The sequence below is a fragment of the Hymenobacter latericoloratus genome, from assembly GCF_014199535.1.
Lineage (GTDB): Bacteria > Bacteroidota > Bacteroidia > Cytophagales > Hymenobacteraceae > Hymenobacter > Hymenobacter latericoloratus.
Map to the genome: position 1 here is coordinate 989,629 of NZ_JACHNV010000002.1, position 24,642 is coordinate 1,014,270.

Here is a 24,642-nt window from a genome sequence, read left to right on the forward strand (position 1 = left end):
AAGCATCTCGCTCGGATGACCCTCGAAACAGCACCACAATGTCAGCACGCGAGGTTCCTCGCACGCTCGGAATGACGTTCTAATTTAAGGCGAACAACTACTCATGAAACGTCAGGCCGCTGGTGGTGGCCTGCACGTAGCCCTGGCGAATCATGAAGTCGCCGAAGCGCTCCTGGGGCTGGCGGTGTTGGGCGTAGTCGGCGAAGAGCGGGGTGAGTTCGGCCACGATGCCGTCTTCGTCCAACATTTCTTTGTAGAGCTTGTTCATCCGCTCCCCGTTGAAAGCGGCGCCGAGGTAGAGGTTGTAGCGGCCCACGGCCCGCCCCACCAGCCCGATTTCCCCGAGGTAGGGACGGGCGCAGCCGTTGGGGCAGCCCGTCATCCGAATCAGGATATCATCGTGGGTGAGGTGGTGAGCCGCCAGGATAGGCTCCAATCTATCAATAAGTTGCGGAATGTAGCGTTCCGCTTCGGCAAAAGCCAGCGAGCAGGTATTCAGGGCCACGCAGGCCAGCGCGCCCCGCCGCAGCCCCGAGGAAGTTGCCACGGCTACCCCGTACTTGGCCAGAATCGCCTCGATAGTAAGCCGGTCCGTGGGCGCTACGTTAGCCAGAATCAGGTTCTGGTTGCCGGTCAGGCGGAAGTCGCCGCGGTGGAAGGCCGCTATTTCGCGCAGGGCGGTTTTGAGCTGGTGGCCGGGCCGGTCGGCCACGCGGCCGCCTTCCACGAACAAGGTGAGGTGGTGGGCACCGTCGGGGCCCTGGCTCCACCCGAAGGCGTCGCCGGAGCTTTTGAACTCATAGGCCCGCACGGGCTCCAGGGCAAATCCCAGGCGGCGGTCCAGCTCGGCCTTGAACACGTCGAGGCCCACGCGGTCCAGGGTGTACTTGAGGCGGCTGAACTTGCGGTTTTCCCGGTTGCCCCAGTCGCGCTGAATGGTGACTACTTTCTCGCACACGTCCACTACTTTCTCCGCGGGCACAAACCCGATCAGGCTGGCCAGGCGGGGGTAGGTTTCGGGCATCCCGAAGGTCATGCCCATGCCGCCGCCCACGGCCACGTTGAAGCCCAGCAGGCGGCCGTTTTCCTCAATGGCAATCAGGCCCAGGTCGTTAGCGAAGATGTCGGTGTCGTTGTGGGGCGGCACGGCCAGCGCAATCTTGAACTTGCGGGGCAGGTAGGTTTTGCCGTAAATGGGCTCGGCGTCTTCCTCGCCCTCGTTCGGCGCGCTGCTGTACTTCGATTCCCCATCCAGCCACAGCTCCCAATAAGCCGAGGTGCGCGGGGTGAGGTGGGCACTGATTTGCCGGGACACCTCGTACACCTGCTCGTGCACGCGGCTTTGGTGCGGGTTGGGGTTGAACATCACGTTGCGGTTCACGTCGCCGCAGCCCGCAATGCTGTCCAGCAGGGCCTCGTTGAAGCCCTGAATGGTTTTTTTAAGGTTGCGCTTGAGCACGCCGTGCAGCTGAAAGGCCTGGCGGGTGGTGAGCTTGAGCGTGCCGTTGCCGTACTGGTCGGCCAGCTCATCCATGCGCGTCCATTGGGCCGCGGAGGCCACGCCGCCGGGCACCCGCACCCGAATCATGAGCGAGTACAGGGGCTCCAGCTTCTGGCGCTTCCGCTCCGAGTCCAGGTCCCGGTCCGTTTGCTGGTAGGAGCCGTGGAACTTGATCAGGTGGGTATCGTCGGGGTAGAGGGCCCCGGTAATGGGGTTGACGAGGCTTTCGGCCAGGGTGCCACGCAGGTAGTTGCTGGCCTGCTTGACGTGCTCAACTTCGGACAGTTTTTGAATATCAGCCATGAGGTTACGGGGCAGTAGTAGGGGTAGGCGGGACCGGCGGCGGGGTCGGCCGCAGGTCGAAGTTGTGGAAGTAAAACAGCCGGATGGTGTGCTGATTGCGGTAGCTGCTACCCGTCGGCAGCTGCTGAAACAGGTGCATGTAGCCCCCGTGCAGCTGGGCGTGCGGGTTGAGCTGGTACACCAGGCCGGCAAACAGCCGGTTCTGGTCGAAGTAGTTGAGACGAATCTCCCGGCCGAAATTCATCATCACTTCGTTGTTGAGCAGAAACTGCAGCCCGCCGGGCGTAAAGCCCTTGTTGGTCAGGGGCAGAAACAGGGCGGCGTTGTAGCGGGCGCGGTAGTTGAAGTTGAAGCCGTCGGTACGCTCATTGCCCCCCTGAATCGTGCGCCGGAACCGTTCGTCTAGCCGTACCCACTGCATCAGGCGGGCCCGCGGAAACTTGGTAAACCACTGCACCTGCTGCCAGGGCCGGTGCTCCGCCTGACTGATGGTGCGGGTGCCTTCGGGAAAGTGGTGCACGTAGGCGTAGCCGGCCGTCAGGCGCACTTCATCGGTGAGGTAGTAAGTCAGGCCTACCCGCGCCAAGCCCTGGGCGAGGTCCCGCACGTAGTGGTCGTGCAGGCGCAGCTGCAGGTCGGTCCAGGTGCCCCAGCGGTCCGAGAAGCGCGTTTGGTTGAACACTCCCAGCCAGGTTTGCTGCTCGCGCACGTACTGCTTCTGGGCCGTTGCGTGCTGGCTCAGGAGCAGGAGGAAGCCCAGGAGAGGTAGGAGGTGTTTCATGGCTAGTTCTAGTCGCCTCACCCCAACCCCTCTCCGGAAAAGGAGAGGGGTTGGGGTGAGGCAACGAGGAAGGGTGAAGGAGCTACCGTAGCACGGTATTATCAAAAGTTAACGCCACGTAGTACAGCCCCCCAATGGTGGGGCCGGCGGCGTACTGGAAGTAGCGGTTGTTGAAGAGGTTGGCCCCGCCGACTTTGATGGTCGATTTCAGGCTGGGCACGCGCACGTTCACCTGGGCATCTACGGTTTGGTAGGCGGGCACCCGGCCGTTGGCCAGGGGGCTTTCCCAGGTGAAGGTGCTCTGGCGGCGCCACACCACGTTGAAACCCACGTTGCGCACGATTGCGCGGTTGCCGAAAGTCACGTTGGTTACCCAGTGCGGGGTGTTGAAGCCGGTCACGAAGATGTCGGCCTCCTGGTTGTCGGACAAAGCGTTGTAGTTCACGTTGCCGCCCAGGGTAAACTTCTGGTAGAAGTTGTAGGTCAGGCCCAGGGTAGCGCCGTAGCTGTGGTAGTTGTTGCGGGCGTTGGTGTACACGCGGTACCGGTCCTGGCGGGCGGCACGGTTGGCGGCCAGGGCGGCCAGCACGGCCTCATCGGAGCCTACCGGCACCTGCTGGCCGCTGGCGTTCTTGGGCACGCTCACTTCCACCTGCCCCAGGAAGCCGGAGTAGATGTTGTAGTAGGCGTCGGCATCAATCGACAACCGATTGTCCAGCAGCACGCTGCGGTAGCCCACCTCGTAGGCGTTGATTTGCTCGGGCTGCTCGGTGGGCAGGTTGCCGACTTGCAGCAGGCTGCGGATTTCAGGGCGCAGGGCGGCTTGCGAAGCTGTGGTACCGGTGTTGGCGGCCACGTAGGCATTCACAGCGGCGTTAAAAGTCGAAATGGAAGCCAGGGTGTAGGAGTTGTCGAGGTAGTTGAGGCCTTCGTTCACGCGGGCTAGGCCGCCTACCCGGCGCACGTTGCCGTTGTTCACGAAAGACAAGGCCTCGAACAGGGACGGGAAGCGCCAGCCGTTCTGGTACGACGCCCGGAAGTTGTGCTTGGCCGCCAGGGTGTACACGGCCGCTACCCGCGGGTTCAGCTTGGGGTCGAACTCGGGGTTATAGTCGAGGCGCAGGGACGCGGTGAGCTTCAGGCGGTCCTGGAGCAGCCGCTTGGTAGCCTGCCCGAAGCCTCCGATTTTCTGGTAGTACTGGTTGCGGCCGCCGGGCTGGGTGCGTTCCGAGAGGGGCCGGCTGAAGTCCACGAAATTGTTGCCGTCGGGAATAACCTCGTAGAGGCGGGCATCGGCGCCCACCACCACATCCACGAACTTCACCCGCGGGCCCAGGTTCCAGAGGGCATCGGCGTGGTAGGTGCGGCTGCGCTGGGTGAGGGCGGCCCCGCCCGGAATGGGCGCGCCGGGCACGTTCACGCCGCTGTCCCAGTTGTTGGTGCTGGTAATCTGATTTTTAAGAGCATCAAAAGCGGCGGTGCCGGGCACGGCGCGGCCGGCATCGGCCACGGTGCGGGCCTGGCGCATGGCCTCGGCCAGGGGGACGCCGGCACTCAACCGGCTCTGCAGTTCCGTGCGGAACTTGGCGCCCCAGGCCGCGTTCGAGCCGTTTTGCAGGTCCAGGTTCAGGGCCAGCGGGTTCAGGTTGTAAGAGTCGCCGGTGTTTTCGACCAGCAGGTAGGCGCGGGCCGTGAAATCCTGGCCGCGCAGCTCCAGCTTGTGGTTCTGCACCGTCACGCCATCCAGCTGAATCTTGTTGCCGCGCTGAAACACGCCATCCATGAGCCCAAACCGGTAGCCGTAGCTCAGCTCCAGCTTGTCGGTAAGCTTGTAGTGCAGACTAGCATCGGCCTTGATGTTGCGCACAATGGGGTTGGTGAGGTCCCGCTCGTAGTAGCCCGTGCGCCGGATGTTAAAGGTTTCGGTGCGGCCCTGGTAGGGAATGGTGATGCTCACGTTGCCCGCGTTATCGTCGCCGTAGCGGTTCCAGAGGTCGGCGGCCGGGTTGTTGGTCCCGCTCAGCTCCGGGAAGCGCGGATTGGCCGAGCTCAGGTTTTGGGGGTTTTGGTCGTTCTGGGTGTCAGAGAGCCAGTCAGTGCCGCGCAGGTAGCTCAGGTTCACTTTGTAGGCCCAGCGCTGGGCGCCGCCCAGGGCCTGGGCCCAGCGCACGGCCGTTTCGGTCAGCACGCTCGGGTCCCGGTCCTGGCCATCCACGTGGTTGACGCCTACCTTCTGGTACACGCTCAGACCCTGGTAGCTGAAAGGGCTTTTGGTGGTGAGGTTGGCCATGCCGTTGATGGCGTTCATGCCGTAGAGGGCCGAGGCCGCACCGGGCGTAATTTCCACGCTGGCAATATCCAGCTCCGTGGGCCCAATGGCGTTGCCCAGCGGCACCCCAAGGGTAGCGGCCTGCATATCCACGCCGTCCACCAGCTGCATAAAGCGGAAGTTGTTCGGGATGTTGAAGCCGCGGGTGTTGGGCACTTTGAAGGTGAGGGAGGAGGTAGTCATCTGCACGCCCTTCACGTTTTCCAGGGCGTCGTAGAAGCTGGGCGCAGGCGTTTCCTTGATGGCCCGGATATCCAGCTTCTCAATGGCTACCGGCGACTTCAGTCGGCTCTCCTCCACCCGCGAGGCCGACACCACCACCTCGTTCATCGCCACCGCCTTTGATTCCAGCTGCATGGCAATGGGCTGGCTGCCGCTGGCAATTTCCAGCTCCCGGGCCTCGTAGCCCAGAATGTTGAACACCAGCGTAAACGGAAACCGCAGCTTAGCCTTGAGGGCAAACTGCCCGTTCTGGTCGCTGAGCGTGCCCGCCGACCCCCCCTTCACGCTAATACTCACGCCCGGCAATGGCTCCTGAGTACCTTTTTCGCGAACGGTGCCGCTCACAGAAATCAATGCGTCTTGGGCGTGCAGGGAGGTAGCGCTGGCCAGCACCAGAGCCGGCAGCAGAGAAGCGTATGCGTGCTTCATGACAAATCAGATGAGGTTCTGGAAAGAAGAAGGGGTAGGGAGCAGGTCTGCGCTTGGAAAGACTCTGCCCACGTAAAGGCCGCGAAAAGCGCAGGCGGGAATACCCGCGTCAGGCAGCGCGGCAGCAGTTACCGGCTACAACAACATCGTCTCGGCAGAAGGCGCATCATCAGATTGGGAGGAGAGGTAGGAAAAGTGAGAGTTAGGCTCCCCTCCTTGGATAAGGAGGGGTTGGGGGTGGTTGATGGGGTAGGGCGGTTTTTAGGATTAGTATCCCTTGCCCGGAGGAGAGGGGTAGGACGGTCTTTAGGGCTAGTTTCTAAAAAGGATGTTCAGACGCGCGGTCAACCACCCCCAACCCCTCCTCCTCTGAGGAGGGGAGCTAAGTTTTAGCTCTAGCTTTAGTTTCAGTGGAATAGGCTAGTACACGTCCTCGAGGTAGCGGCGCGATTTGCGGAGCTGCTTGAGGTAGTCGGCGGCGTAGGTTTCGCCCTGGCCGCTTTCTTGGCTGATGACAGTGAGCAGGGCGCGCTGCACGTCGGCGGCCATGCGGGTTTTGTCGCCGCAGACGTAGAAGGTAGCGCCGTTTTCGAGCTGGTCGTAGAGGCGGCGGCTTTGCTGGAGCAGGCGGTGCTGGATGTAGATTTTCTCCTGCTGGTCGCGGGAGAAGGCCACGTCGAGCTGGTGGAGGGTGCCGCGCTTGAGGTGCTGCAGCCACTCGGTTTGGTAGAGAAAGTCGGTGGTGAAGTGGGGGTTGCCGAACACCAGCCAGTTCTGGCCGGTGGCGCCGGTTTCGGCCCGTTCCTCCACAAAGGCCCGGAACGGCGCCACGCCGGTACCGGCCCCCACCATGATGATGTCGGTGCCCGGGTCCTGGGGCAGCTTGAAGTACTCGTTGCGGTCCACCCACACCCGGGCCGTGTCGCCGAGGTGCAGCTGATCGGCCTGGAAGCTGGAGCAGGCGCCGTGCTTGGCGCGGCCGTTGCTCTGGTAGCGCACCGCGCCCACGGTCAGGTGCACTTCCTCGGGGTGGGCCAGCAGGGAAGAAGCAATGGAATACGCCCGGGCCGGCAGGGGCCGCAGCACCGCCGCCAGCTGCTGCCCCGACAGCTCCACCGGAAACTCCTGGAGCAAATCGGCTACGTCGCGGCCGTAGAGGTAGGTAGGCAGGGCCGCCTTGTCGGCCAGGATTTCGCGTAGCTTGGGGTAATGCGGAGCCAGGGCGGCGTAGCGTTCCAGTACGTCGCGGGTCACCACGGAAAGTTCGAGGCGCTCGGTGAGGGCCGTGGTCAGGTCCAGCTCCGTGGTTTCCAGGCGCACGGGGGCGGTAGCCTCCAGGCGGGCGGCATCCAGCACTTCCTGCACCAGGCCGGGGCGGTTGCGGGGCTGCACCATCAGGGCGTCGCCGGCTTCGTATTGGATGCCCGAGTCGGCCAGGGAAAACTCCAGGTGGTAGGTTTCCTTGGTGGAGCCGCGGCCATTGAGCTGAATCTTTTCCAGCAGTTCGGCCTCGAATGGGTTACGGCTGTGGTATTCTACCCGTTCCTCCAACTCCACTTCCGCCCCGCCTACCACGACCGAAACCGCCACTGGTTTTACCGGCGCGGCGGCTGCACTGGCCGCCACCGGCGCCGCTACCTGTGGCAACGATTCGGCAAGCAGCCCCAGCACCTGTCCGGCCCAGCGGCGGGCTTCGGCTTCGAATTCCACGTCGCAGTCCACGCGCTCCAGCAGGCGCGTGGCGCCCAGCTCGGCCAGGCGCTGGTCGAACTCAAACCCCGTCTGGCAGAACTGCAGGTAGCTTTTGTCGCCCAGGGCCAGCACCGCAAAACGCAGCTCCGGCAGCTTGGGGGCGCGGTTGCTTAGTAAGAACTGGTGTAGCTCTTCGGCGGCAATGGGCGGGTCGCCCTCGCCCTGGGTGCTCACCACCACCAGCAGGTGCCGCTCGGTTTTGAGGTCCTTGGGGGGGTAGTCGTTCATGTCGCGCACCGTAGCCGGGAGGCCGCGCTGCCGGGCCGCTTCGGCCACCAGGCCCGCTGCCTTCTTGCTGTTGCCGGTCTGGGAGCCGTAGAGAATGGTGAGGCTGGGAGCCGCAACAGGGGCCGCTGCTGTAACGGGAGCGGCGCCGGCGGCTGGGGCGCTGGCGGCGGTAGCCGGGTCGGTGCCTGCCCGACCGTAGAGGTAGCCGCTCAGCCAGAGCAGTTGCCGGTCAGAAAGCCCCGCCGTCAGCTGCTGGAGCGTGGCTTCATCAAAGCCAATGGGTAGGGTACTGGAAAAGGAAGACATGACGAGAGGGATTCTGGCAGTGAAAAGCGCGAGGCTGAACAGAAGGGCAATCAGGCTACCTTGGCGTAGGAAGCCGGGGTAGCAACGGCAAAAGCGGCGGGCGGCAGCGTAGCCGCCAGGCAGCCGGCAGTGGCAAGGCGAGCTACCTCGCCAATGATGATGATGGCCGGGGCGCCGATGCCCGCTGCCGCGGCCAGGGCCGGCAGCGCTGCCACCGGACCCGTCACCAACTGGGCGTGAGGCAGGGTTCCGTTCTGCACGATGGCCGCCGGCGTATCGGCCTGCCCGTGTTGGCGGAACACAGCCACAATATTTTCCAGCTCGCCCAAGCCCATCAGTAGCACGGTGGTAGCGCGCGACTGAGCGGCCTCGGCCACGCTACCCGACAGCTCGCCGGTGGCCGTGGTGGCGGTAATCACCCGGAATCCTTCGCTCAGCCCCCGGTGCGTAACCGGAATGCCCACGTTGCCCGCCGCTGCCACCGCGCTGCTAATACCCGGCACGTAGTCGGTGGCCAGGCCGTGGGCTTCGGCGTAAAGCATTTCCTCGCGGCCCCGCCCGAACACAAACGGGTCGCCGCCCTTTAGCCGCACGACGTGGCCATAGCGGTGGGCGTACTTCACAATCAGGGCGTTGATTTCGTCCTGCGAGTGGCTGCGCATACCCCGGCGCTTGCCCACGGGCACGGTCACGGCCTCGGGGCGGGCGTGTTGCAGCAGGGCGTGATTGGCCAGGGCATCATATAGGATAACGTCCGCTTCGGCCAGCACCCGCGCCCCCTTGAGCGTGAGCAGCTCCGGGTCGCCGGGCCCGGCCCCGAGCACCGTCAGGCGCGGTAGTTTAGTGGTGAGCATGGGGGTAGGGAAAGTGAAAATCTGGTTACTATTTGCACGTCCTGCTGAGCGCAGTCGAAGCATCTCTCCCTCTGGCTAACTCATTCATGAGGACGAAGCGGGAGAGATGCTTCGGCTGCGCTCAGCATGCCCCGTGCTTTATGGCATTCTATTAGGTCGTCCAGCTACAGTCGCACTAAATAGAATAGGCCACCGGCGGGCCCACGGGCAGGGTGAAGTACTCGGAGTTGGCGGCTTCCACGAGGCCAGCCGCTACGGTGTCGCCGGTCAGCTCATCAACCAGGATAAAGGAGCCGGAAGCCCGGTTTTCGAGGTAGGTATCCACGGCCAGGGGTAGGGCAGTTTTCAGGCGCACCCGCACGATGTCGTTGAGCTGGGCCGAGTCGGCGGCGTTGCGGGCGAAGGTGTGCACGTTCACCTTATAGAGAATGGCCGGAATGGCAGCCTTCACCAGCGCCGAGTGGTGCTGGACCAGCAGCTTGCGGCCGGGCCAGAGGGGCTGCTCGCTCATCCAGCACAGGGTGGCTTCCAGCTCGCGGGTAGGGGTAGGAGCCTCGGCCAGCGGCACAATGGAGTCGCCGCGGCTCACATCCACGTCATCGCGCAGGCGAATAACCACAGCTTGCGGAGCCGAGGCCAATTCTACTTCTTGCTGATTGACCTCAATGGCTTCGATTTCTGACTCCAGACCCGAGGGCAGCACCGTTACCCGGTCGCCGCGGCGATACTGCCCGCTCTGGATCTGGCCGGCGTAACCGCGGTAATCCGGCAGCTCGGCGGTTTGGGGCCGGATGACGTACTGCACCTGGAACCGACCTGGCGCGGCCGTTTCCGAAGCGCCGGGCACGCTTTCCAGGTGTTCGAGCAGGCTGGGGCCGGTGTACCAGGGTAAGAGGGCGGAGCGCTTCACCACGTTGTCGCCGTTGAGGGCGCTGAGCGGAATGGCCGTGGCCGCGGGCAGGTTGAAGTGGTTGGTCAGCTCGGCGTAGTCGTTGGCAATCCGGGCGAAAACTGCTTCATCGTAGCCCACCAAATCCATCTTGTTCACGGCCAGCACAAAGTGCCGGATGCCCAGCAAAGCGGCAATGAGCGTGTGGCGGCGGGTTTGCTCAATTACGCCCTGGCGGGCATCTACCAGCACAATGGCCAGGTCGGCGTTGGAGGCGCCGGTTACCATGTTGCGGGTGTACTGCACGTGGCCCGGCGCATCGGTGATGATGAACTTGCGGCGGGGGGTAGTAAAATACTTGTAGGCCACATCAATGGTGATGCCCTGCTCGCGCTCAGCCCGCAGGCCGTCGGTCAGCAAAGCCAAATCCACGGTGCCATTGGAAGCCTGCCGCTTTTCCAGGGCGGCCAGCACGTCCAGCGACACCGATTCGGAATCGTAGAGCAGCCGCCCAATCAGCGTGCTTTTGCCGTCATCGACGCTGCCGCAGGTAATAAATCGAAGTAAGTCCATGTTGGTGATGAGGTGAAAGGTGATGAGGTGAAATGTGTTGTGGGATGATGGAGTAGAGGGAGGAAGCCATTACAGGACCATTCTTTTCACCTCATTACTGCATCACCTCATCACCCCACTTAGAAATACCCGTTGCGCTTGCGGTCTTCCATGCCGGCTTCCGAGATGTTGTCGTCGAGGCGGGTGGCGCCCCGCTCGCTTACTTTGGCCAGCAGCAGGTCCTGAATGATATCCTCCACGGTGGCGGCGTCGCTTTCCACGGCGGCGGTGCAGGTAGAGTCGCCCACGGTGCGGAAGCGCACCTGCCGGGTCACGATTTCATCGTCCTCATCGAGGCGCAAGTGCTCCGAAAGGCCCAGCAGCTGGCCGGTGGGGAGCACCACGCACGTCCGCTCGTGGCCGAAGTAGATGTCGGGCAGGGCAATGTTTTCGCGCTGAATGTAGCGCCATACGTCCAGCTCGGTCCAGTTGGAAATCGGGAACACGCGCACGTTTTCGCCCTTCTGAATGCGGCCGTTATAGATGTTCCACAGCTCGGGGCGCTGCCGCTTGGGGTCCCACTGCCCAAACTCGTCGCGGACGGAGAAAATGCGCTCTTTGGCGCGGGCCTTTTCCTCGTCGCGGCGGGCCCCGCCAATGCAGGCATCGAACTCAAACTCCTCGATGACCTCCAGCAGCGTGTAGGTTTGCAGCGGATTGCGGCTGGGATATTTACCGCCCGGCTCGCGCAGGCGCTGGCGCTTGATGGTGTCTTCTACCTGGCGCACAATCAGTTTCTCGCCCAGACTTTCGGCTAGCTGGTCGCGGTAGGCCAGTACTTCGGGGAAGTTGTGGCCGGTATCCACGTGCACCAGCGGAAACGGGAAGCGGCCGGGCCGAAAGGCTTTTTCCGCCAGGCGCGTCAGCACGATGGAGTCTTTGCCACCCGAAAACAGCAGGGCCGGGCGCTCAAACTGGCCGGCCACTTCCCGCAGAATGTGGATGGCTTCGGCTTCCAGCCGGTCGAGGTAATCGAAAGAAGGGGTACTCATCATAAGGTCGTATGTCGGTTTCTTATCTGTCATCCTGAGTGGAGCGAAGGACCTGGTCACATCAGCACGAAAACCACGCAAACGATATTTCCCGCTGAGGTTCGCTGAATCGGGCAGGCGCTGAGGTTTGCTGAATCGGGCAGGCGCAGAGGTTCGCTGAGTCGGGCAGGCGCAGAGGTTCGCTGAGTCGGGCAGGCGTAGAAAGGTCCTTCGCAAGCTCAGGATGACAGGGGGCTTGTTACCGGCTCCACTACCGGGTCGGGGCCGTTGTGATGGGCCGTAGCGTGCAGGCCGCATTCCTTGGCCGAGAGGTCTTCCCACCACCAGCGGCCGGCCCGGAAGTCCTCGCCCGGCCGAATGGCGCGGGTGCAGGGGGCGCACCCAATGCTCACAAAGCCCTGCTGGTGCAGGGGGTTCACCGGCACGCCGTTTTCCTGGGTGAAGGCCACGGCCTGGTCCCAGGTCCAGTCGAAGAGCGGGTGAACTTTCACGAGGTTGTGCGCCGCGTCCCATTCCACCGGGTCCATGGTCTGGCGGTTCTGCGACTGCTCGGCCCGGATACCCGTGACCCAGGCGGCCCGGCCGGCCAGGGCGCGGTTCAGGGGCTCCACCTTGCGAATATGGCAGCACTCCTTACGGTTCTCTACGCTCTCGTAGAAGGAGTTAGGGCCTTTGGCCAGCATCAACTGCTCCACGCTTTCCCGCTGGGGGTAGTACACCGCAATGGGCTGCTCGTACTTTAGCAGGGTCTTGTTCCAGGTGGCGTAGGTTTCCTGGAAATTGCGGCCCGTATCGAGGGTGAAAACCTGAATGGGAAGCTGGTGGCTGAAAATCAAATGGCTGATAATCTGGTCTTCCAGGCCGAAGGAGGTCGAGAAAACGGCCTGTTCGGGGAAAAACTCAGCCACAAGGCGCAGCCGCTCCAGGGCAGTAGCCTGGATCAGCCGGGGGCGCAGGTCGTCGAGCAAGGCGCGGACGGCCGGCGCAGCAGTTGCTGCGGACATAACAAGAAGGGGAGGGAAGCCGGCCCACAGGCGCAAGCTTCAGCTGACAGGATGGCCCTACCCCGCGGTGGCGGCCCAATAAGGGGGCGCAGCCAGCAGCGGCAAGGGCGAAAAGCCGGGCGTGCGGGCAGAGTCAGCTACACAAAAAACCGTGTCAGCGGAGCGGCCAGGCGCACAAACCAGGAAAAAAAGGAGGGGTGCGTTACGCCTGACAACAACACGCCATGCCCATCATAGCACAACACCCATGCTGTAGAGCAGTGGGGGTGGCGGATGCGGCGGCGGAGTTAGACAAGCGGTTCACGGCTAGTTGTTTTTATATGGTCAGGAGTTGGCACCGTTTCGGATGGTCCGCTGGTTGCCGGCGCTTCGTCGAGCCTGTCTCTCCACGCCTCTGTATAAAAACAATCCTTTGTGGGGAAAGAATTGATGGGGCAAAAGTAGCGGCCAGAATTTTATACTTCCAAATTTTATTTTTCTGGTCTGCTAAAAATCCTACTTACTGGCCGTGGCTGACGCTCGTAATTGTGCCATCGGCCCCAATGCCCAGGTAGATATTATCGGAGGCGGCCGGCGAGGCCTTATACACGTACGCTGAATCAGCAGAAACGCCCGATATTCTGCGCGACGGAGCGCCGCCCATTACCCTCACTGCCTGCTGTTTAGGCATGCCTACCCGGACCAGATAAGAGTTGTGCTGGTTTCTTTTTCCGGGTATATGCTCCCTGAAAATCACAACCAGTAACAGGAAGAAAGCAATGGCTAAAATCGACCCAAGAAACTGTTTCGTCGCGTTCATAAAATATCGTATATCAGTCTGTAGAGTGAATACTATATATAACGACGACTAGTGTTTTCGTTGTGTGAGTTTGCTGAGAAAAGCAGTTGCTTCGGGGGCCGAGTTTGTCACCAGAATCAGCGTGCCGTACACCAGCGTCAGCACGGTGGAGCGCAGGAGCATGGTAAGCAGGGGCGAGCTGAGAGCTGGCATCAGCCAGCCCGCTACCCCCGCCACGGCCGCAATGCCTAGTATCAGGGGAATGCGCCAGGTGAAGGGCTGCATGCGGTAGCTGTGCCACACAAACCAAGTGCGGGCCACGTTAATGCTGACCTGCGCAATGCAGGCCGCCACGGCGGCCCCCACCATGCCCAGGCGCGGAATCAGCAGCCCGTTCAGCAGAATAGTGAGCAGCGCCAGTGACACGTTGAAAATCAGGTCGAAGCGGTAGCGCGGGGACGTTACGACCATCAGGCCATTGACGCCCGTGATGCCATCGAAGAGCTTGCTGCCCAGCAAGAGCAGCACCACCACGGTACCTTCGGCGTAGCGGGCGTTGCGCATCAGGGAATAAATAAAGTCCAGATTCAGGGCAATGCCCAGGAATAGCAAACAGCCGATGAGCGTGTTGAGGCGGGTAGCGCGGCGGTAGAAGTCGGCCATGCGCGGGAGGTCCTGCTGCTTCCAGTAGTCGGCCAGGAGCGGAAAGGCTATTTTGTTGAGGGAGCGGGCCGGAATAGCCAGGGCCGTGCTGATGTTGCCGGCCACCACGTAAATGCCGGCCGCCGCCACGCTTACCTGGGCGCCCACCATCAGGGTATCAATGAACATGATGATGCTGCCCGACAGGCTGCCCAGCAGCGTGAAAGCGCCCATGCCCAGCATTTCGCGCAGGGGCCACACCGTAAGCACCTGCCGCGTGGGCCGCCAGTGCAGCTCCCCGATGGCCGCCGTGTAGGCTGTCAGCAGCAGGGCAATAGCGCTGTTCACGCTCACAAACCACAGCACGTAGCCCGAAAAAGACAGGTAGCCCAAGCCAAACAGGAAGGCTCCCGTCACAATCAGGACCCGCAGCAGAATATCCTGCACGAAGGACGAGAAAGCCGTGTGGTACAGCGCCTTCAGGTAGGCGTCCTGCACCGAGTAGAGCATGGTAAACAGCGCCAGCACGGCGCCCCAGGCGTAGTACGGGGCCAGCAGGGGAGCATCATGCCCGTACCAGGGCAGCAACAGAGGCTCGCCCAGGAAATACAGGGCCGTGACTACCGCAAACCCCAGCAGCGGCACGCCCAGCAGCAGCGGCAGAAACCCCCGGTGCCCCGACTCGGGGTGGCGGAAGTAGGGGAAAAACCGGATGCCCACGCTGGCGAAGCCAAAGGCCGCCACCTGGGCGTAGAGCGTAGCCACCGACGAGAGCGTGGCCGTAACGCCCAATTGCTCGGGCTGCAGAAAGTTGGGCAGTACCAGAGCCGTGCTCACGAAGCCCAGCGCCAGCCCGATGTAGGAAATAATGGTGTTGCGCAGCCCCTGCCGCTGAACGATACCCAAACGGTGAATAAGTGAAGTGGTGAAGTGAGAGTTGGTCAACCCCGCTGTTTGTCATTCTGAGCGGAGCGAAGGACCTCTACCGCTTCGTTGTGACGGTAATTAATTACTCACGGTAGAGGTCCTTCGCTCCGCTCAGGATGACAAGCGGGTCCAGACAAACAACTCGCAAATTTCCCGGCCGTTGACAAAGGCCACGTTGCGGCTGCGAAGGTACTCCATGATTTCGGCGAACTGGCGGGGGCCGGTATTCTCGTTGGCCGGGTCGAAGTTCTCGTTGTGCCAGAGCACCGTGCACACGCCCCCAAACCGCTCAATTTCCTGCAGCATCGGTGTGAGGGCCGGCAGGATTTCCTCGGGAGCCAGCTGGAGGTAGCGCGGGTGGTGCAGGGTAGCATCCATCACGTTGAGCGGGATTTCGAGGAATGTGGATGTCTGAATAGAGTTTTTTGGTCCTGGAGTGAAGAAAGCTGGTGCTTCTGATGGTAGGGTATAAAGCCTCATGTGGGGAGGATTGACAGTAAAAGAATCAGCATCGAAATTGAAAGTATAGAACGGCAGGCAGTAGGAATTTCGGAAGCCAAAGTGCTCCGCAAACCCTAGCGTGGAGTCATAAGTGAAACCATCCAAACTCAACAAGGTGGACGTAATGCGCGGCTCCCAACTCAGGTAGTGAAACCGGATGCCGCTACACGGTACCGGAATTTTAAGCCAATCCATCTTCAACTTTCCGCCATGTACTGCAGTACCCAGACCCGCGTGCAGGCCTACCTCTGCATCCTGAATAGCTGCGGCTATTTTTGTCCACACCTTACGCAGTTTATAATCCGCATTCGGCGTGCCGTTGGGGGCTTTCCGGTGCTCGGGTAGGAAGAAGAACGTGCTTTTGGCGCCATAGCTGGCTACGGTTTCCTGCACCTGCCGGAGGTTGTCCCAGGCGTCGGGGGTAGTGAGGTGGCGCCACAGGTGCCGCCCGAAGCGCAGAAGCCGGCCCTGGCGCAGGGCGGCTTTGGCGGGGGCTTTCCAGGCGCTGTACAGGTTGTCGATGTCGTGGGTGATGAAGGCGGCCCAGAGGGCCCCGCTAGCCCAGCGGCGCGGCTGCAGCGGCTGGCCCGCGACGTGCTCCACGGCGGTTTTCAGCACATCGAAGTAGTAGTTCACCACCGGCACCGCCACGAAGCCGTAGCGGTGCTGCACGCTGGCCGAGTACGGGAAGCGGCCGTGCTGGTCGCGCTCCGCCGAGAAGTACTCCTGCCAGCCACTGAGCAGGTAGAAAGCCGCCGAAATAATATCGGCGCGAATGAGGGCCCGGCCGCCCGGCAGTAGCTCCAACAGCGGCTTCTGGGGCTCGGGGTCGAAGAAAAAAGGGATGCCCTGGCCCAGCCACTGCCTTTGGGTGGGCGGCGGGGGGTAGGGCTGCTGCCCGCCGAAAAACTGCCCGGCAGCCTCCGCTACCTCTACCTGCGGCTGCAACCCGGCATACCCAATGGACACCGCCGGCACGGCCTCGTAAGCCATACGAAAATGCCGGAGCACGTAGGCTAACCGAGTTTCGGCGGAAACGGGGAGCGGCGCAGTGGGGAAGGCAGGGGCAGTCATGGGGGCAAAATACGCCCTCCTGAACAACTCTGCGTTTCTCCGCGAAATCCTCTGCGCTCCTCTGCGGGAACCTACGCCTGCCCGGCCAGCCACTCCCGCAGCAGTCGGGCGGCTCTTTCCTGGCTGTACCCCTCGTCGGCAGTGCCCAGGGTAGCGTTGTAGTAGGCCGCCCGCCGGTACAAATCGGTGGGCTTGTGCTGCTGATGGCGCCGCAGCAGCGCCGAAAGCTCCGGCAGCGTATGAGCCCGTTCTACCAGGCCGTGGGCCACGTAGCCGTAGTAATCTTCGGCCACGCCGTGAGTACCAAAGCGAAAGTAAATGCTGGCCAGGTTGAGCAGGGTAGCCTCCAGATGGGTGCTGGTGTCGGCCGCAATCAGGGCGTCGTGCCCGGCCAGAAACTCAAAAACAGTTTGCTGACGGGCGTCGGAAAACTGCAGCCGCGGGTGGCGCTGGCGCAGAAACGAAAAGTCGCGGGTGTCGCCGGGGTGGGGGCGGAAGGTGAACGTGAGGTTCGGAAACTCCTGCAGCAGATGGGCGAGGGTAGCGGCTACGGCTTCCGTTTCGTCGAGGGTGTTGATGGCCACGGCCACGCGCTGTACGGTAGGGTTCAGGTTTTTGCGGGACAGGAAGGCATCGGCCTTGGGCATGCCCACCAGCTCCACCCGGCCCGCTACGGGGCCGCACTGCCGGTACTTGTCCAGGGCGTCCTGGCCTTCCAGCAGGCTGAAGTCGAAACCCAGGGGCGGAAAGTTGGTGCTTACGCTGGCATGCTGCACGTAGGCCGTGGGCACGCCGCAGGTGCGGGCCGCCAGCAGCAGGGCCCGGGCGTCGTCGTTGTGGTCGTTAGCGAAGATGATGGCCTGGGGGCGGTAGTGGCGCAGGGCCCGCACGTACACCTCGTAGTAGCCAATGGCGTTGAAAATCAAGTCGAAAAAGCGCCAGGCTTTCCAGCCTTCCGTGCGCTTCAGGCCCCAATAGAGGGTAGGAAACTGCCCGTAGTACAGCAGCTTACGCCGCAACGACAGCCGGTTTACTACCCCGTTGTAGCGGCCAATCTGTTTGCTCTGCCCCGCCACCAGCACCGCGCCTGGCAGAGTTTCCCGCAGGAAGTGCAGGGAGTCGTAGTTGTTCTGGCTGACCACGTATAGCCACACCGCGCCGCGCAGCTGCTCGGGGTTGCGCACCGGCCGAAACATGTTGCCCACCAGCCGCAGCCCCGCATAACCGGCCACCTTGGCCAGGCGCTTCCAGGGGCTGGCCGGCGAAATGGCTTCCAGCATGTGGGCCGGCAGCGAGGCAAACAAGTCGGTAAAACGCAGCTGCAGGATGTCGCGCAGGCGGGCGGTGGCAGAATGGGGCATAAGGTACAAAAATAGCGCGCCCAGCTGGCCTCTAAGAATTTGCCCCATTTCCGGCTCAGCTGCCCCACGGTAGGGGCGGGGCTTGCCCCCACCCGCCATCCGCGCCGCATGCATAGCTGCTTCTAACGACTTGTGCTGGTGCCGGGCGGGGGCAAGCCCCGCTCCTTACTGGGACAACCGCTATCCGCGCTGCATGCATAGCTGCTTGCAACGACTCGTTCCGGTGGCGGGCGGGGGCAAGCCCCGCTCCCTACCGTGGGGCAGCTGGGTAATACATCGAGCTGTCAGAAGCCTACAAAGCGTCCCAGGTCAGGGGGGTGCCGGCCTGTAGGTTCTGGCGAGCGGGTTTGCCGAGCAACTGGTCGTAGTAGCGGGGCGGTAGTCCGTCGCCGGGGCGCACCACGCGCAGGTTGTCCTTGGTGAAGACCTGGCCGGCGGCAATATCCTGGGCCACGTAGAGGGAGCGTTTGTAGAGGCGGCTCTTTTCCTCGGCGCGCTGCACGCCGTACTGCACCTGCCCCAGGGCCTGCCAGGCGCGCTCCGTTTCCGTTACCAGCTGGGCTACCTCCTCGGGCTCCAGCGAAAAAGCTGAATCCACGCCCCCGTCGGCGCGGCGCAGGGTTACGTGTTTTTCCACCACGCAGGCACCCAGGGCCACGGCCGCCACGGCGGCGCCTACCCCCATGGTATGGTCGGAAAGGCCCACCAGAGCATCGGGGAAGAGCTGCTGGAAGTGGGGCAGGGTGCGCAGGTTGGTGTTCTGGGGCGTGGCGGGGTAGGTGCTGGTGCACTTGAGCAGCACCAGGTCGCGGCAGCCGGCTTCGCGCAGCACCTGCACGGCCTCAGCCACCTCGGAGAGCTGACTGGCGCCCGTGCTCATAATCACGGGCTTGCCGGTGGCCGCCACCCGGCGCAGCAGGGGCCAGTCGGTATTCTCGAAGGAGGCAATTTTATAGGCCGGCACATCGAGGGTTTCCAGGAAATCGACGGCGGTTTCATCGAAGGGCGAGCTGAACGCCAGCATGCCGTGCTGCCGGGCCCGGTCGAACAAGGGCTTATGCCACTCCCAGGGCGTGTGGGCCTCCTGGTAGAGCTCGTGCAGCTCGCGGCCAAACCACAGAGAGTTGGGGTCGTCGATGCGGTAGGCGCCGGGCAGCGTCATGGTATCGGCGGTGTAGGTCTGGAGCTTAATGGCGTGGGCTCCGGCAGCGGCCATGGCATCCACAATAGCCAGGCCACGGTTGAGGTCTTGGTTGTGGTTGCCGCTGAGCTCAGCAATGATAAGCGGCGGCTGATCGGGGCCGATGAGGCGGGAGCCAAGAGAGAAATTCATGCTGCAAAGAAACGAAGCTGCCGCCGAAATGGGATGTCTGAGTTAGGAGGCAGGTGATGAAGTATCAACATGTCATCCTCTCGTCGCTATTCTTAGCTAGATTGACATCCATCTCCTTTACTTGTTCAGCCAAAAGGTTACCTGAGCTGAGATGTAACTATTGCGAGTTTGGAAGCGGCCCATTGTATCCCGCACATCCGCGGCACTTTGTTCGCTGCCCAGCTCAGTAGTATAAGTCAGGATACGTGAACTCGTGAAGTTGTGCGTGTATCCTACAACTAGGTCAACACCATCATACAGGCGCAAGCCTAATCCGGCCTCTGCCCCTGACAGCCACTGCGGAGTTGGCGCTGTATTATAGTCCATCATAGTATAAATCGAGTTATACCTGTTGCTGGAAAAGGAGAAGCTAACCCCGGTATAACGCGTGTTGTGGTATTCTAGACTATTAATTAATCCGGCTTTCAAATACAACTGCTTGTCCTTGTGAGCCAGCAGCCGGTAGGTAGCACCTACTGCAGCCGAGTAGATATACTGCTTGATTAGCCACCCGTAACGAACTTCTGCATATCCGGGAATGGTTTGGATAAGCGCAGCATCGAAGTGGTTATAAGAGAAGGTTGGAGCTACATAGAGGCTAGTTCGATTTCCCAGTGCTTTTTGCCCGTATATACTGCCGATAAACCCAACTGTTCCTGTGCCCTGAAGAGATTCACCTTCTCCATAATCGGCGTGGTTCAAGGTATTGAGCAACTGTCTGTTTACTCCAGCCGAAATGCCTACTCTGATCAAACCCGTAGAAGTTTGCCCGTTCCCTTCAAGCATCAGGAAGAATAAAATCCCGGTGAGTATATACTTCATCTAAGTAAGAAGTTATGGTAGGAATAATGATTAACTGATTCCACATCGGCTCTCTTAGTCCTCCGCTGTGGCCGCTTCATTCTCAATAGCAAAGCGTCAGATATTTGACCTTTAATTTTTGCTTAAAGAAAGCTAAGTTCTAAAGAAGCTTAAACTCCAGCGGTATACCAAAGAAAGCCAAGAGTATCGGAGCTTTCACTGGACAGCAGCTGAAACCCTGCCCGCTCAAAAGCCCGCACCGACGCTACATTGGCCTCCTGCACATAGCCCAGCACCTGCCGCACCTGCGGGAAATGCTCCATAACGCGCCGCGTGCCGGCCAGCAGCAGCAGCGGCGCCAGCCCCCGGCCCCGGAAGGCGGCATCCAGCAGGTAGCTCAGGGTAGCCCTGTCCTCCTCGACGGCAAACCGGATGAGCCCGGCCGGGCGGCCCGTGGCGGCATCTTGAGCCAGTAGGAGCAAGGCATTCGGGTCTTGCAGGCGGGCGGCCAGCCACTGCTCATGGTTGGGGCGCTCCACGGGGGTAGGGTTGAAGGAGAACTGCCGCACGGCCGGCTCGTTGGTCCAGGCCAGCAGCTGGTCGGAATCGGCGGCCACAACCGGGCGGAGGTAAAACGGCGGCGGAGGCAGCAGCAGGGCCCGGAACTCCTGGCGCAGGCGCACGGGCGCGAGTCCATCGAACACCTGCCGTTGCTGCCGGCGCAGGCGCTCGGCAATGCGACCGGCCTCGGGAGAGGTCAGCACGTTGGCGGCGGCTGGGTAGGGTAGGGCCAGGCCCGTTTCGCGCAGGTACCGGTCAATATCCTGTTGATTGTCGGCGGTGGGCAGCAGGAACAGCAGGCCGCCCCCGGCCGCCGCGTACTCGTAGCTCACGGTGCTGGCCGAGCACACGGCCGCGCCGCATTCTTGCATGAGCGCCGCCAGATCGGGGCCCGATAAGTTGCGGTGGAGCAGGAGCCGGGGTTGCTCCTGGGCCCAGGCGCTCAGGCTCTCCCAGCCCAGGTAGGCCCCGCCCACCACCGCGTACACCTGCTGCACGGAAGGCAGCGCCAGCAGCTCGGCCACCACGCGCTGGGTCTGGTGGGTGGGGTCGGCCCCGCCCAGGCATACCAGTACGGTATCGGTGGGAGCTACCGATTCAGCCGTTAGCTGGGTGCGGAAAGCAGCGCGCAAGGGGGCGAAAGCCAGACCGCTGAGCAGGCGGGCACCGGGTTGGCGCAGCTCGTAGTCGCGGAGGGTGAGGCCGCCGGCGGGGTTGAGGATTAGGTCGGCGGCGAGGGGGTAGGCGTGCAGGTCATCGAGGTACACCAGCCGCGCCACGGCCCCGCGCACCGTGTTCTGGTAGTCGTAGCGGAAATCGTAGCCATCGAGCACCAGCAGGTCGGTAGGGCGCAGGACGTGGCGCACCAGCCAGGCGGCTTCCTCGGTCAGGAGTTGCGCGGGTAGCTCGTGCACCATCAGGCCGGCCGCCCGGAGCTGCTCCGCCAACGCCGCGTCTGGCTCCCGAATCAGGAAGAGCTGCTCCTTGAAGTCAGGCTGCAGAATTTCCGCCAGAGCCAGCAGCCGCATCACGTGGCCCAGCCCAATGCGGGAGTTGCCATCGGCCCGGAGCACGAGGCGGGGGGCGGGGTTGCGGACGGGAGCAGGGGTAGGCGCGGGCGTTTGCATGGCCCGAAAGTAGCCACCCGCGCCCGATACCCCGGCCGCGGCCTAGATTTTCTTCTGCTCTATGTGGGCGTTCAGGGCTACCAACTCGGGGTGAGCATCCAGCAACTGAATCAGCTCATCCCCCGACAACTTCGCCGCGCCGTAGTTTTCAATCAGCGTTTTAATCAAGGTGAAATCGTCGGGCGTATCCACCGTGAGGCGGTAGGCGCTGCGGTCCTCGGCGCGGCGGACGTGGCGAAACTCCACGCGGCCAGAGCGGTTCTGGTGAAGGTAGGGCGTGACGTGTTCCCGGTCGGCGGGCAGGACAGCGTGGGCGTGGGCTTCCTCCAGCAGCTCCCGCGAAAACACCTCAAAATCGAAGCCGCGCGGGTAGGTGCGCTCCAACACATTGGAAAGATAGAGGCGCGGGTTCTTTGCCGCCAGATACTCCTGCACGGCCTCCCCCATCAGCTTGCCATCCAGCAGCGGGCAGTCGGAGGTGACTCGCACGATGACGTCCAGGTCGTGCTCCTGAGCGCATTGCTGAAAGCGGGCCAGCACATCGTCCTCGGAGCCGCGCGTGTAGGGCAGGCGGTGGGTTTCGGCGTAGGCGGCCAGGGCATCGTCGGGGGTGTTGGCCGTAATGGCCAGGTACAGGGGCAGCTTACTCCACGCGAGCCGCTCCACGTGGTAGTCCAGCAAAGGCCGGCCAGCTGCCAAATGAAGCACCTTACCCGGCAGCCGGGTGCTGGTCATGCGGGCCTGGGAGATAATACCGACGTTGGTCAAGGGTATGGGGGTAGAAGGGTAGGAGGGTAAAAGGTGCTTTGCCCGGCAAGGGGCGTGATTATGCCAGAACAGCTCTGCGAACCTCTGCGCAAACCTCAGCGCCCTCTGCGGGCTAAAACTGTCTGAACGAATTACCCCACAAACTCCCGGATGCAGTCAATCACGTACAGCTGTTCCTCATCAGAAAGGCTGGGAAACAGCGGAATGCTCAAGCAGTGGGCGTAGTAGGTTTCAGCCAGGGGGAAGTCGCCGGGTTGCCAGCCCAGTTGCTGGTAGTAGGGCATGGTGTGCACCGGGATGTAGTGCACCTGGGCAAAAATCTGCTTTTCCCGCAGAAAATCGTAGAGCCCTTTGCGGTCGGCTACCTGAATGACGTAGAGGTGGTAGGCGTGCCCTTCGGCCGGCGTCAGGAGCTGCACACCGGGCGCATCGGCGAAGGCGGCATCGTAGCGGGCGGCCAGCTCGCGGCGGCGCCGCAGACCTTCCTCGGCACGGGTGAGCTGGCTGATGCCCAGGGCGCAGAGCATATCGGGCATGCGGTAGTTGTAGCCCAGCTCCTGCATTTCCATGTACCAGCCGCCGTCATTCCGACTCATAAGCGCGGGCTCCTTCGTGATGCCGTGGGTGCGCAGGCGCAGCAGGTGCTCGTAGAGGTCTTGCCGGTTCGTGGTAATCATGCCGCCTTCGCCGGTAGCAATGTGCTTGACGGGGTGGAAGCTGAAAATGGCTAAGTCGGCAAACTGCCCATTGCCGCAGCGCTGCTCCCTACCCCCCTTATCCACGAAAAACCCGCCGGGCGCGTGGCAGGCGTCCTCAATCATCCAAAGGCCAAACTCGTCGGCTAGCTGGCGGGCTTCCTCCAGGTTCACGGGCAGGCCCGCGAAGTCCACCGGAATCAGGCCGTGGAAGTACCCTTTGGGCTGACTCTCCAGCAGGCGGCGAACGGCCTTCAGGTCGATGAGGGCGGTAGCGGGGTCGATGTCGGCGAAGTGCACCTCGCCGCCGCAGTAGCGCACGCAGTTGGCTGAGGCCGAGAAGGTGATGGAGGTTGTAATAACCCGCTGGCCCGGCTGCACACCCAGCGCCAGAGCGCACAGGTGCAGGGCGGCCGTGCCGTTGGCAACGGCCACGGCGTATTTCGCGCCCACGTAAGCGGCAAACTTCTGCTCAAACTCCGCCACTTTGGGCCCCTGGGTAAGGTAGTCGGAATACAGGGTTTCCGTTACGGCCTGCACATCCTCGGGGGTGATGTGCTGGCGGCCGTAGGCGATGGGGCGGGTAGGGGAGAAAGCAGGTGCAGACATAGTAGATCAAAGGTAGCTGGTGCAGTAACAACTCGAAAAGCAAAAAAGGCTGCTTCCTGACGAAAGCAGCCTTTTCTTTTATCAAACCAGCGTGATGCTACACCGTGAAATCGGCATCGACGTGCAGGCGGATCTCCTCCCGGATCTGCTCGGCGTCCATCCACTCGGTATTGTTGCTGGAATCGTAGTGGAAGCCGGCTTCCACGCGGCGGCCCCCAAAGTGCTTGATGAAGTCGTCCACGTCCCAGCGCGGGGTGAAGGGCAGAATAACGTAGTACTTCTCCAGCTCCACGGTGCTCAGCGCATCGGTTTCGGTAATCATTTCCTCGTGCAGCTTCTCGCCCGGCCGGATGCCCACAATTTCCTGGCGGCAGTCGGGGCCGATGGCTTTGGCCACTTCCGTAATCTTGTAGCTCGGAATCTTGGGTACGAAAATCTCCCCGCCCCAGCTGTGCTCCAGCGCGTACAGTACCAGGTCCACGCCTTCCTCCAGGGAAATGTTGAAGCGCGTCATATCGGGGTGGGTGATGGGCAGCACGCCGGTGTGGCGGCGCTGCAGGAAAAACGGCACCACTGAGCCGCGCGAGCCGATTACATTGCCGTAGCGCACCACCGAAAAGCGTAAATCCCGACTGCCTTTCATGTTGTTGGCGGCCACGAACAGCTTGTCGGAGCAGAGCTTGGTGGCACCGTAGAGGTTGATGGGCGCGGCGGCTTTATCGGTGCTTAGGGCTACCACGTCCTTCACGCCACAGTCCAGGGCCGCGTTAATCACGTTTTCGGCCCCGAAGATGTTGGTTTTGATGCACTCCATGGGGTTGTACTCGGCGGCCGGCACCTGCTTGAGGGCGGCAGCGTGCACAATCACGTCAATACCCTCGCAGGCCCGCTTCAGCCGCTCTCCGTCGCGCACATCCCCAATGAAGTAGCGAATAGCGGGGTACTTGGAGTGGGGGAAAATCTGCGACATCTCGAACTGCTTCAGCTCGTCGCGGGAGTACACCACCAGGCGCTTTACCTGAGGGTATTTCTCGAACACGGTCTGCACGAACTGCTTGCCGAACGAACCGGTGCCGCCGGTTACCAGAATGGATTTATGATTGAGGTCGAGGGCCATTGGGAGTAATGAGGGGAGGCGGAAAACAGGTGAGACATCACCCAAACACGACCTCCGGGGGGTAAGGCTGGCAAAAATAGACATTCCGCCGGGAGCTTCCGTACTTT

Annotated in this window: 18 protein-coding genes and 1 riboswitch; all 18 genes read right to left on the reverse strand. The window is 62.2% G+C overall.

Features of this window, described 5'->3' with window-relative positions; translation table 11 throughout:
- Positions 1-97: 97 nt before the first annotated feature.
- Positions 98-1,804, reverse strand: a complete 1,707-nt coding sequence (locus GGU46_RS09810) for an NADPH-dependent assimilatory sulfite reductase hemoprotein subunit (protein ID WP_183403335.1) — start codon at positions 1,802-1,804, stop codon at positions 98-100.
- A gap of 4 nt (positions 1,805-1,808) precedes the next feature.
- The gene (locus GGU46_RS09815; RefSeq protein WP_183403336.1) at positions 1,809-2,585 is read right to left on the reverse strand and encodes a DUF2490 domain-containing protein; all 777 of its coding nucleotides are present in this window, start codon (positions 2,583-2,585) and stop codon (positions 1,809-1,811) included.
- 82 nt (positions 2,586-2,667) lie between these two features.
- Positions 2,668-5,565, reverse strand: a complete 2,898-nt coding sequence (locus tag GGU46_RS09820) for a TonB-dependent receptor (RefSeq protein ID WP_183403337.1) — start codon at positions 5,563-5,565, stop codon at positions 2,668-2,670.
- Between the two features lie 420 nt (positions 5,566-5,985).
- Positions 5,986-7,851 carry an assimilatory sulfite reductase (NADPH) flavoprotein subunit gene (locus GGU46_RS09825; protein WP_183403338.1) on the reverse strand — a complete coding sequence of 622 codons (1,866 nt, stop codon included), beginning with the start codon at positions 7,849-7,851 and terminating at the stop codon, positions 5,986-5,988.
- Between the two features lie 50 nt (positions 7,852-7,901).
- Positions 7,902-8,705 (reverse strand): uroporphyrinogen-III C-methyltransferase, encoded by an 804-nt coding sequence (gene cobA, locus GGU46_RS09830; protein WP_183403339.1) that lies wholly within the window; start codon positions 8,703-8,705, stop codon positions 7,902-7,904.
- A gap of 175 nt (positions 8,706-8,880) precedes the next feature.
- Positions 8,881-10,167 (reverse strand): sulfate adenylyltransferase subunit 1, encoded by a 1,287-nt coding sequence (locus GGU46_RS09835; protein WP_183403340.1) that lies wholly within the window; start codon positions 10,165-10,167, stop codon positions 8,881-8,883.
- 119 nt (positions 10,168-10,286) lie between these two features.
- Positions 10,287-11,198 carry a sulfate adenylyltransferase subunit CysD gene (gene cysD / locus GGU46_RS09840; RefSeq protein WP_183403341.1) on the reverse strand — a complete coding sequence of 304 codons (912 nt, stop codon included), beginning with the start codon at positions 11,196-11,198 and terminating at the stop codon, positions 10,287-10,289.
- Positions 11,199-11,416: 218 nt separating this feature from the next.
- The gene (locus tag GGU46_RS09845) at positions 11,417-12,202 is read right to left on the reverse strand and encodes a phosphoadenylyl-sulfate reductase (protein WP_183403342.1); all 786 of its coding nucleotides are present in this window, start codon (positions 12,200-12,202) and stop codon (positions 11,417-11,419) included.
- 313 nt (positions 12,203-12,515) lie between these two features.
- Positions 12,516-12,607, reverse strand: a riboswitch (SAM riboswitch).
- A 94-nt stretch (positions 12,608-12,701) separates the two neighbouring features.
- On the reverse strand, positions 12,702-12,872 hold the full coding sequence (locus GGU46_RS09850; protein ID WP_183403343.1) for a hypothetical protein: 171 nt from the start codon (positions 12,870-12,872) through the stop codon (positions 12,702-12,704).
- A 177-nt stretch (positions 12,873-13,049) separates the two neighbouring features.
- Positions 13,050-14,528 (reverse strand): oligosaccharide flippase family protein, encoded by a 1,479-nt coding sequence (locus tag GGU46_RS09855; RefSeq protein ID WP_183403344.1) that lies wholly within the window; start codon positions 14,526-14,528, stop codon positions 13,050-13,052.
- Between the two features lie 132 nt (positions 14,529-14,660).
- Complete coding sequence (locus tag GGU46_RS09860; protein ID WP_183403345.1) at positions 14,661-16,124, reverse strand: DUF7033 domain-containing protein; 1,464 nt, start codon at positions 16,122-16,124, stop codon at positions 14,661-14,663.
- Between the two features lie 71 nt (positions 16,125-16,195).
- Positions 16,196-17,485: a glycosyltransferase family protein gene (locus GGU46_RS09865; protein ID WP_246398819.1), complete on the reverse strand. Its 1,290-nt coding sequence runs from the start codon at positions 17,483-17,485 to the stop codon at positions 16,196-16,198.
- A 292-nt stretch (positions 17,486-17,777) separates the two neighbouring features.
- Positions 17,778-18,818, reverse strand: a complete 1,041-nt coding sequence (gene pseI, locus GGU46_RS09870; RefSeq protein WP_183403346.1) for a pseudaminic acid synthase — start codon at positions 18,816-18,818, stop codon at positions 17,778-17,780.
- Positions 18,819-18,935: 117 nt separating this feature from the next.
- Complete coding sequence (locus GGU46_RS09875; RefSeq protein WP_183403347.1) at positions 18,936-19,679, reverse strand: hypothetical protein; 744 nt, start codon at positions 19,677-19,679, stop codon at positions 18,936-18,938.
- Between the two features lie 149 nt (positions 19,680-19,828).
- Positions 19,829-21,346: a UDP-2,4-diacetamido-2,4,6-trideoxy-beta-L-altropyranose hydrolase gene (pseG, locus tag GGU46_RS09880; RefSeq protein WP_183403348.1), complete on the reverse strand. Its 1,518-nt coding sequence runs from the start codon at positions 21,344-21,346 to the stop codon at positions 19,829-19,831.
- 42 nt (positions 21,347-21,388) lie between these two features.
- Positions 21,389-22,114 (reverse strand): cytidylyltransferase domain-containing protein, encoded by a 726-nt coding sequence (locus GGU46_RS09885; RefSeq protein ID WP_215906301.1) that lies wholly within the window; start codon positions 22,112-22,114, stop codon positions 21,389-21,391.
- Between the two features lie 131 nt (positions 22,115-22,245).
- Positions 22,246-23,418: a UDP-4-amino-4,6-dideoxy-N-acetyl-beta-L-altrosamine transaminase gene (gene pseC / locus GGU46_RS09890; protein ID WP_183403349.1), complete on the reverse strand. Its 1,173-nt coding sequence runs from the start codon at positions 23,416-23,418 to the stop codon at positions 22,246-22,248.
- Positions 23,419-23,515: 97 nt separating this feature from the next.
- On the reverse strand, positions 23,516-24,535 hold the full coding sequence (pseB, locus tag GGU46_RS09895) for a UDP-N-acetylglucosamine 4,6-dehydratase (inverting) (RefSeq protein ID WP_183403350.1): 1,020 nt from the start codon (positions 24,533-24,535) through the stop codon (positions 23,516-23,518).
- Positions 24,536-24,642 lie beyond the last annotated feature (107 nt).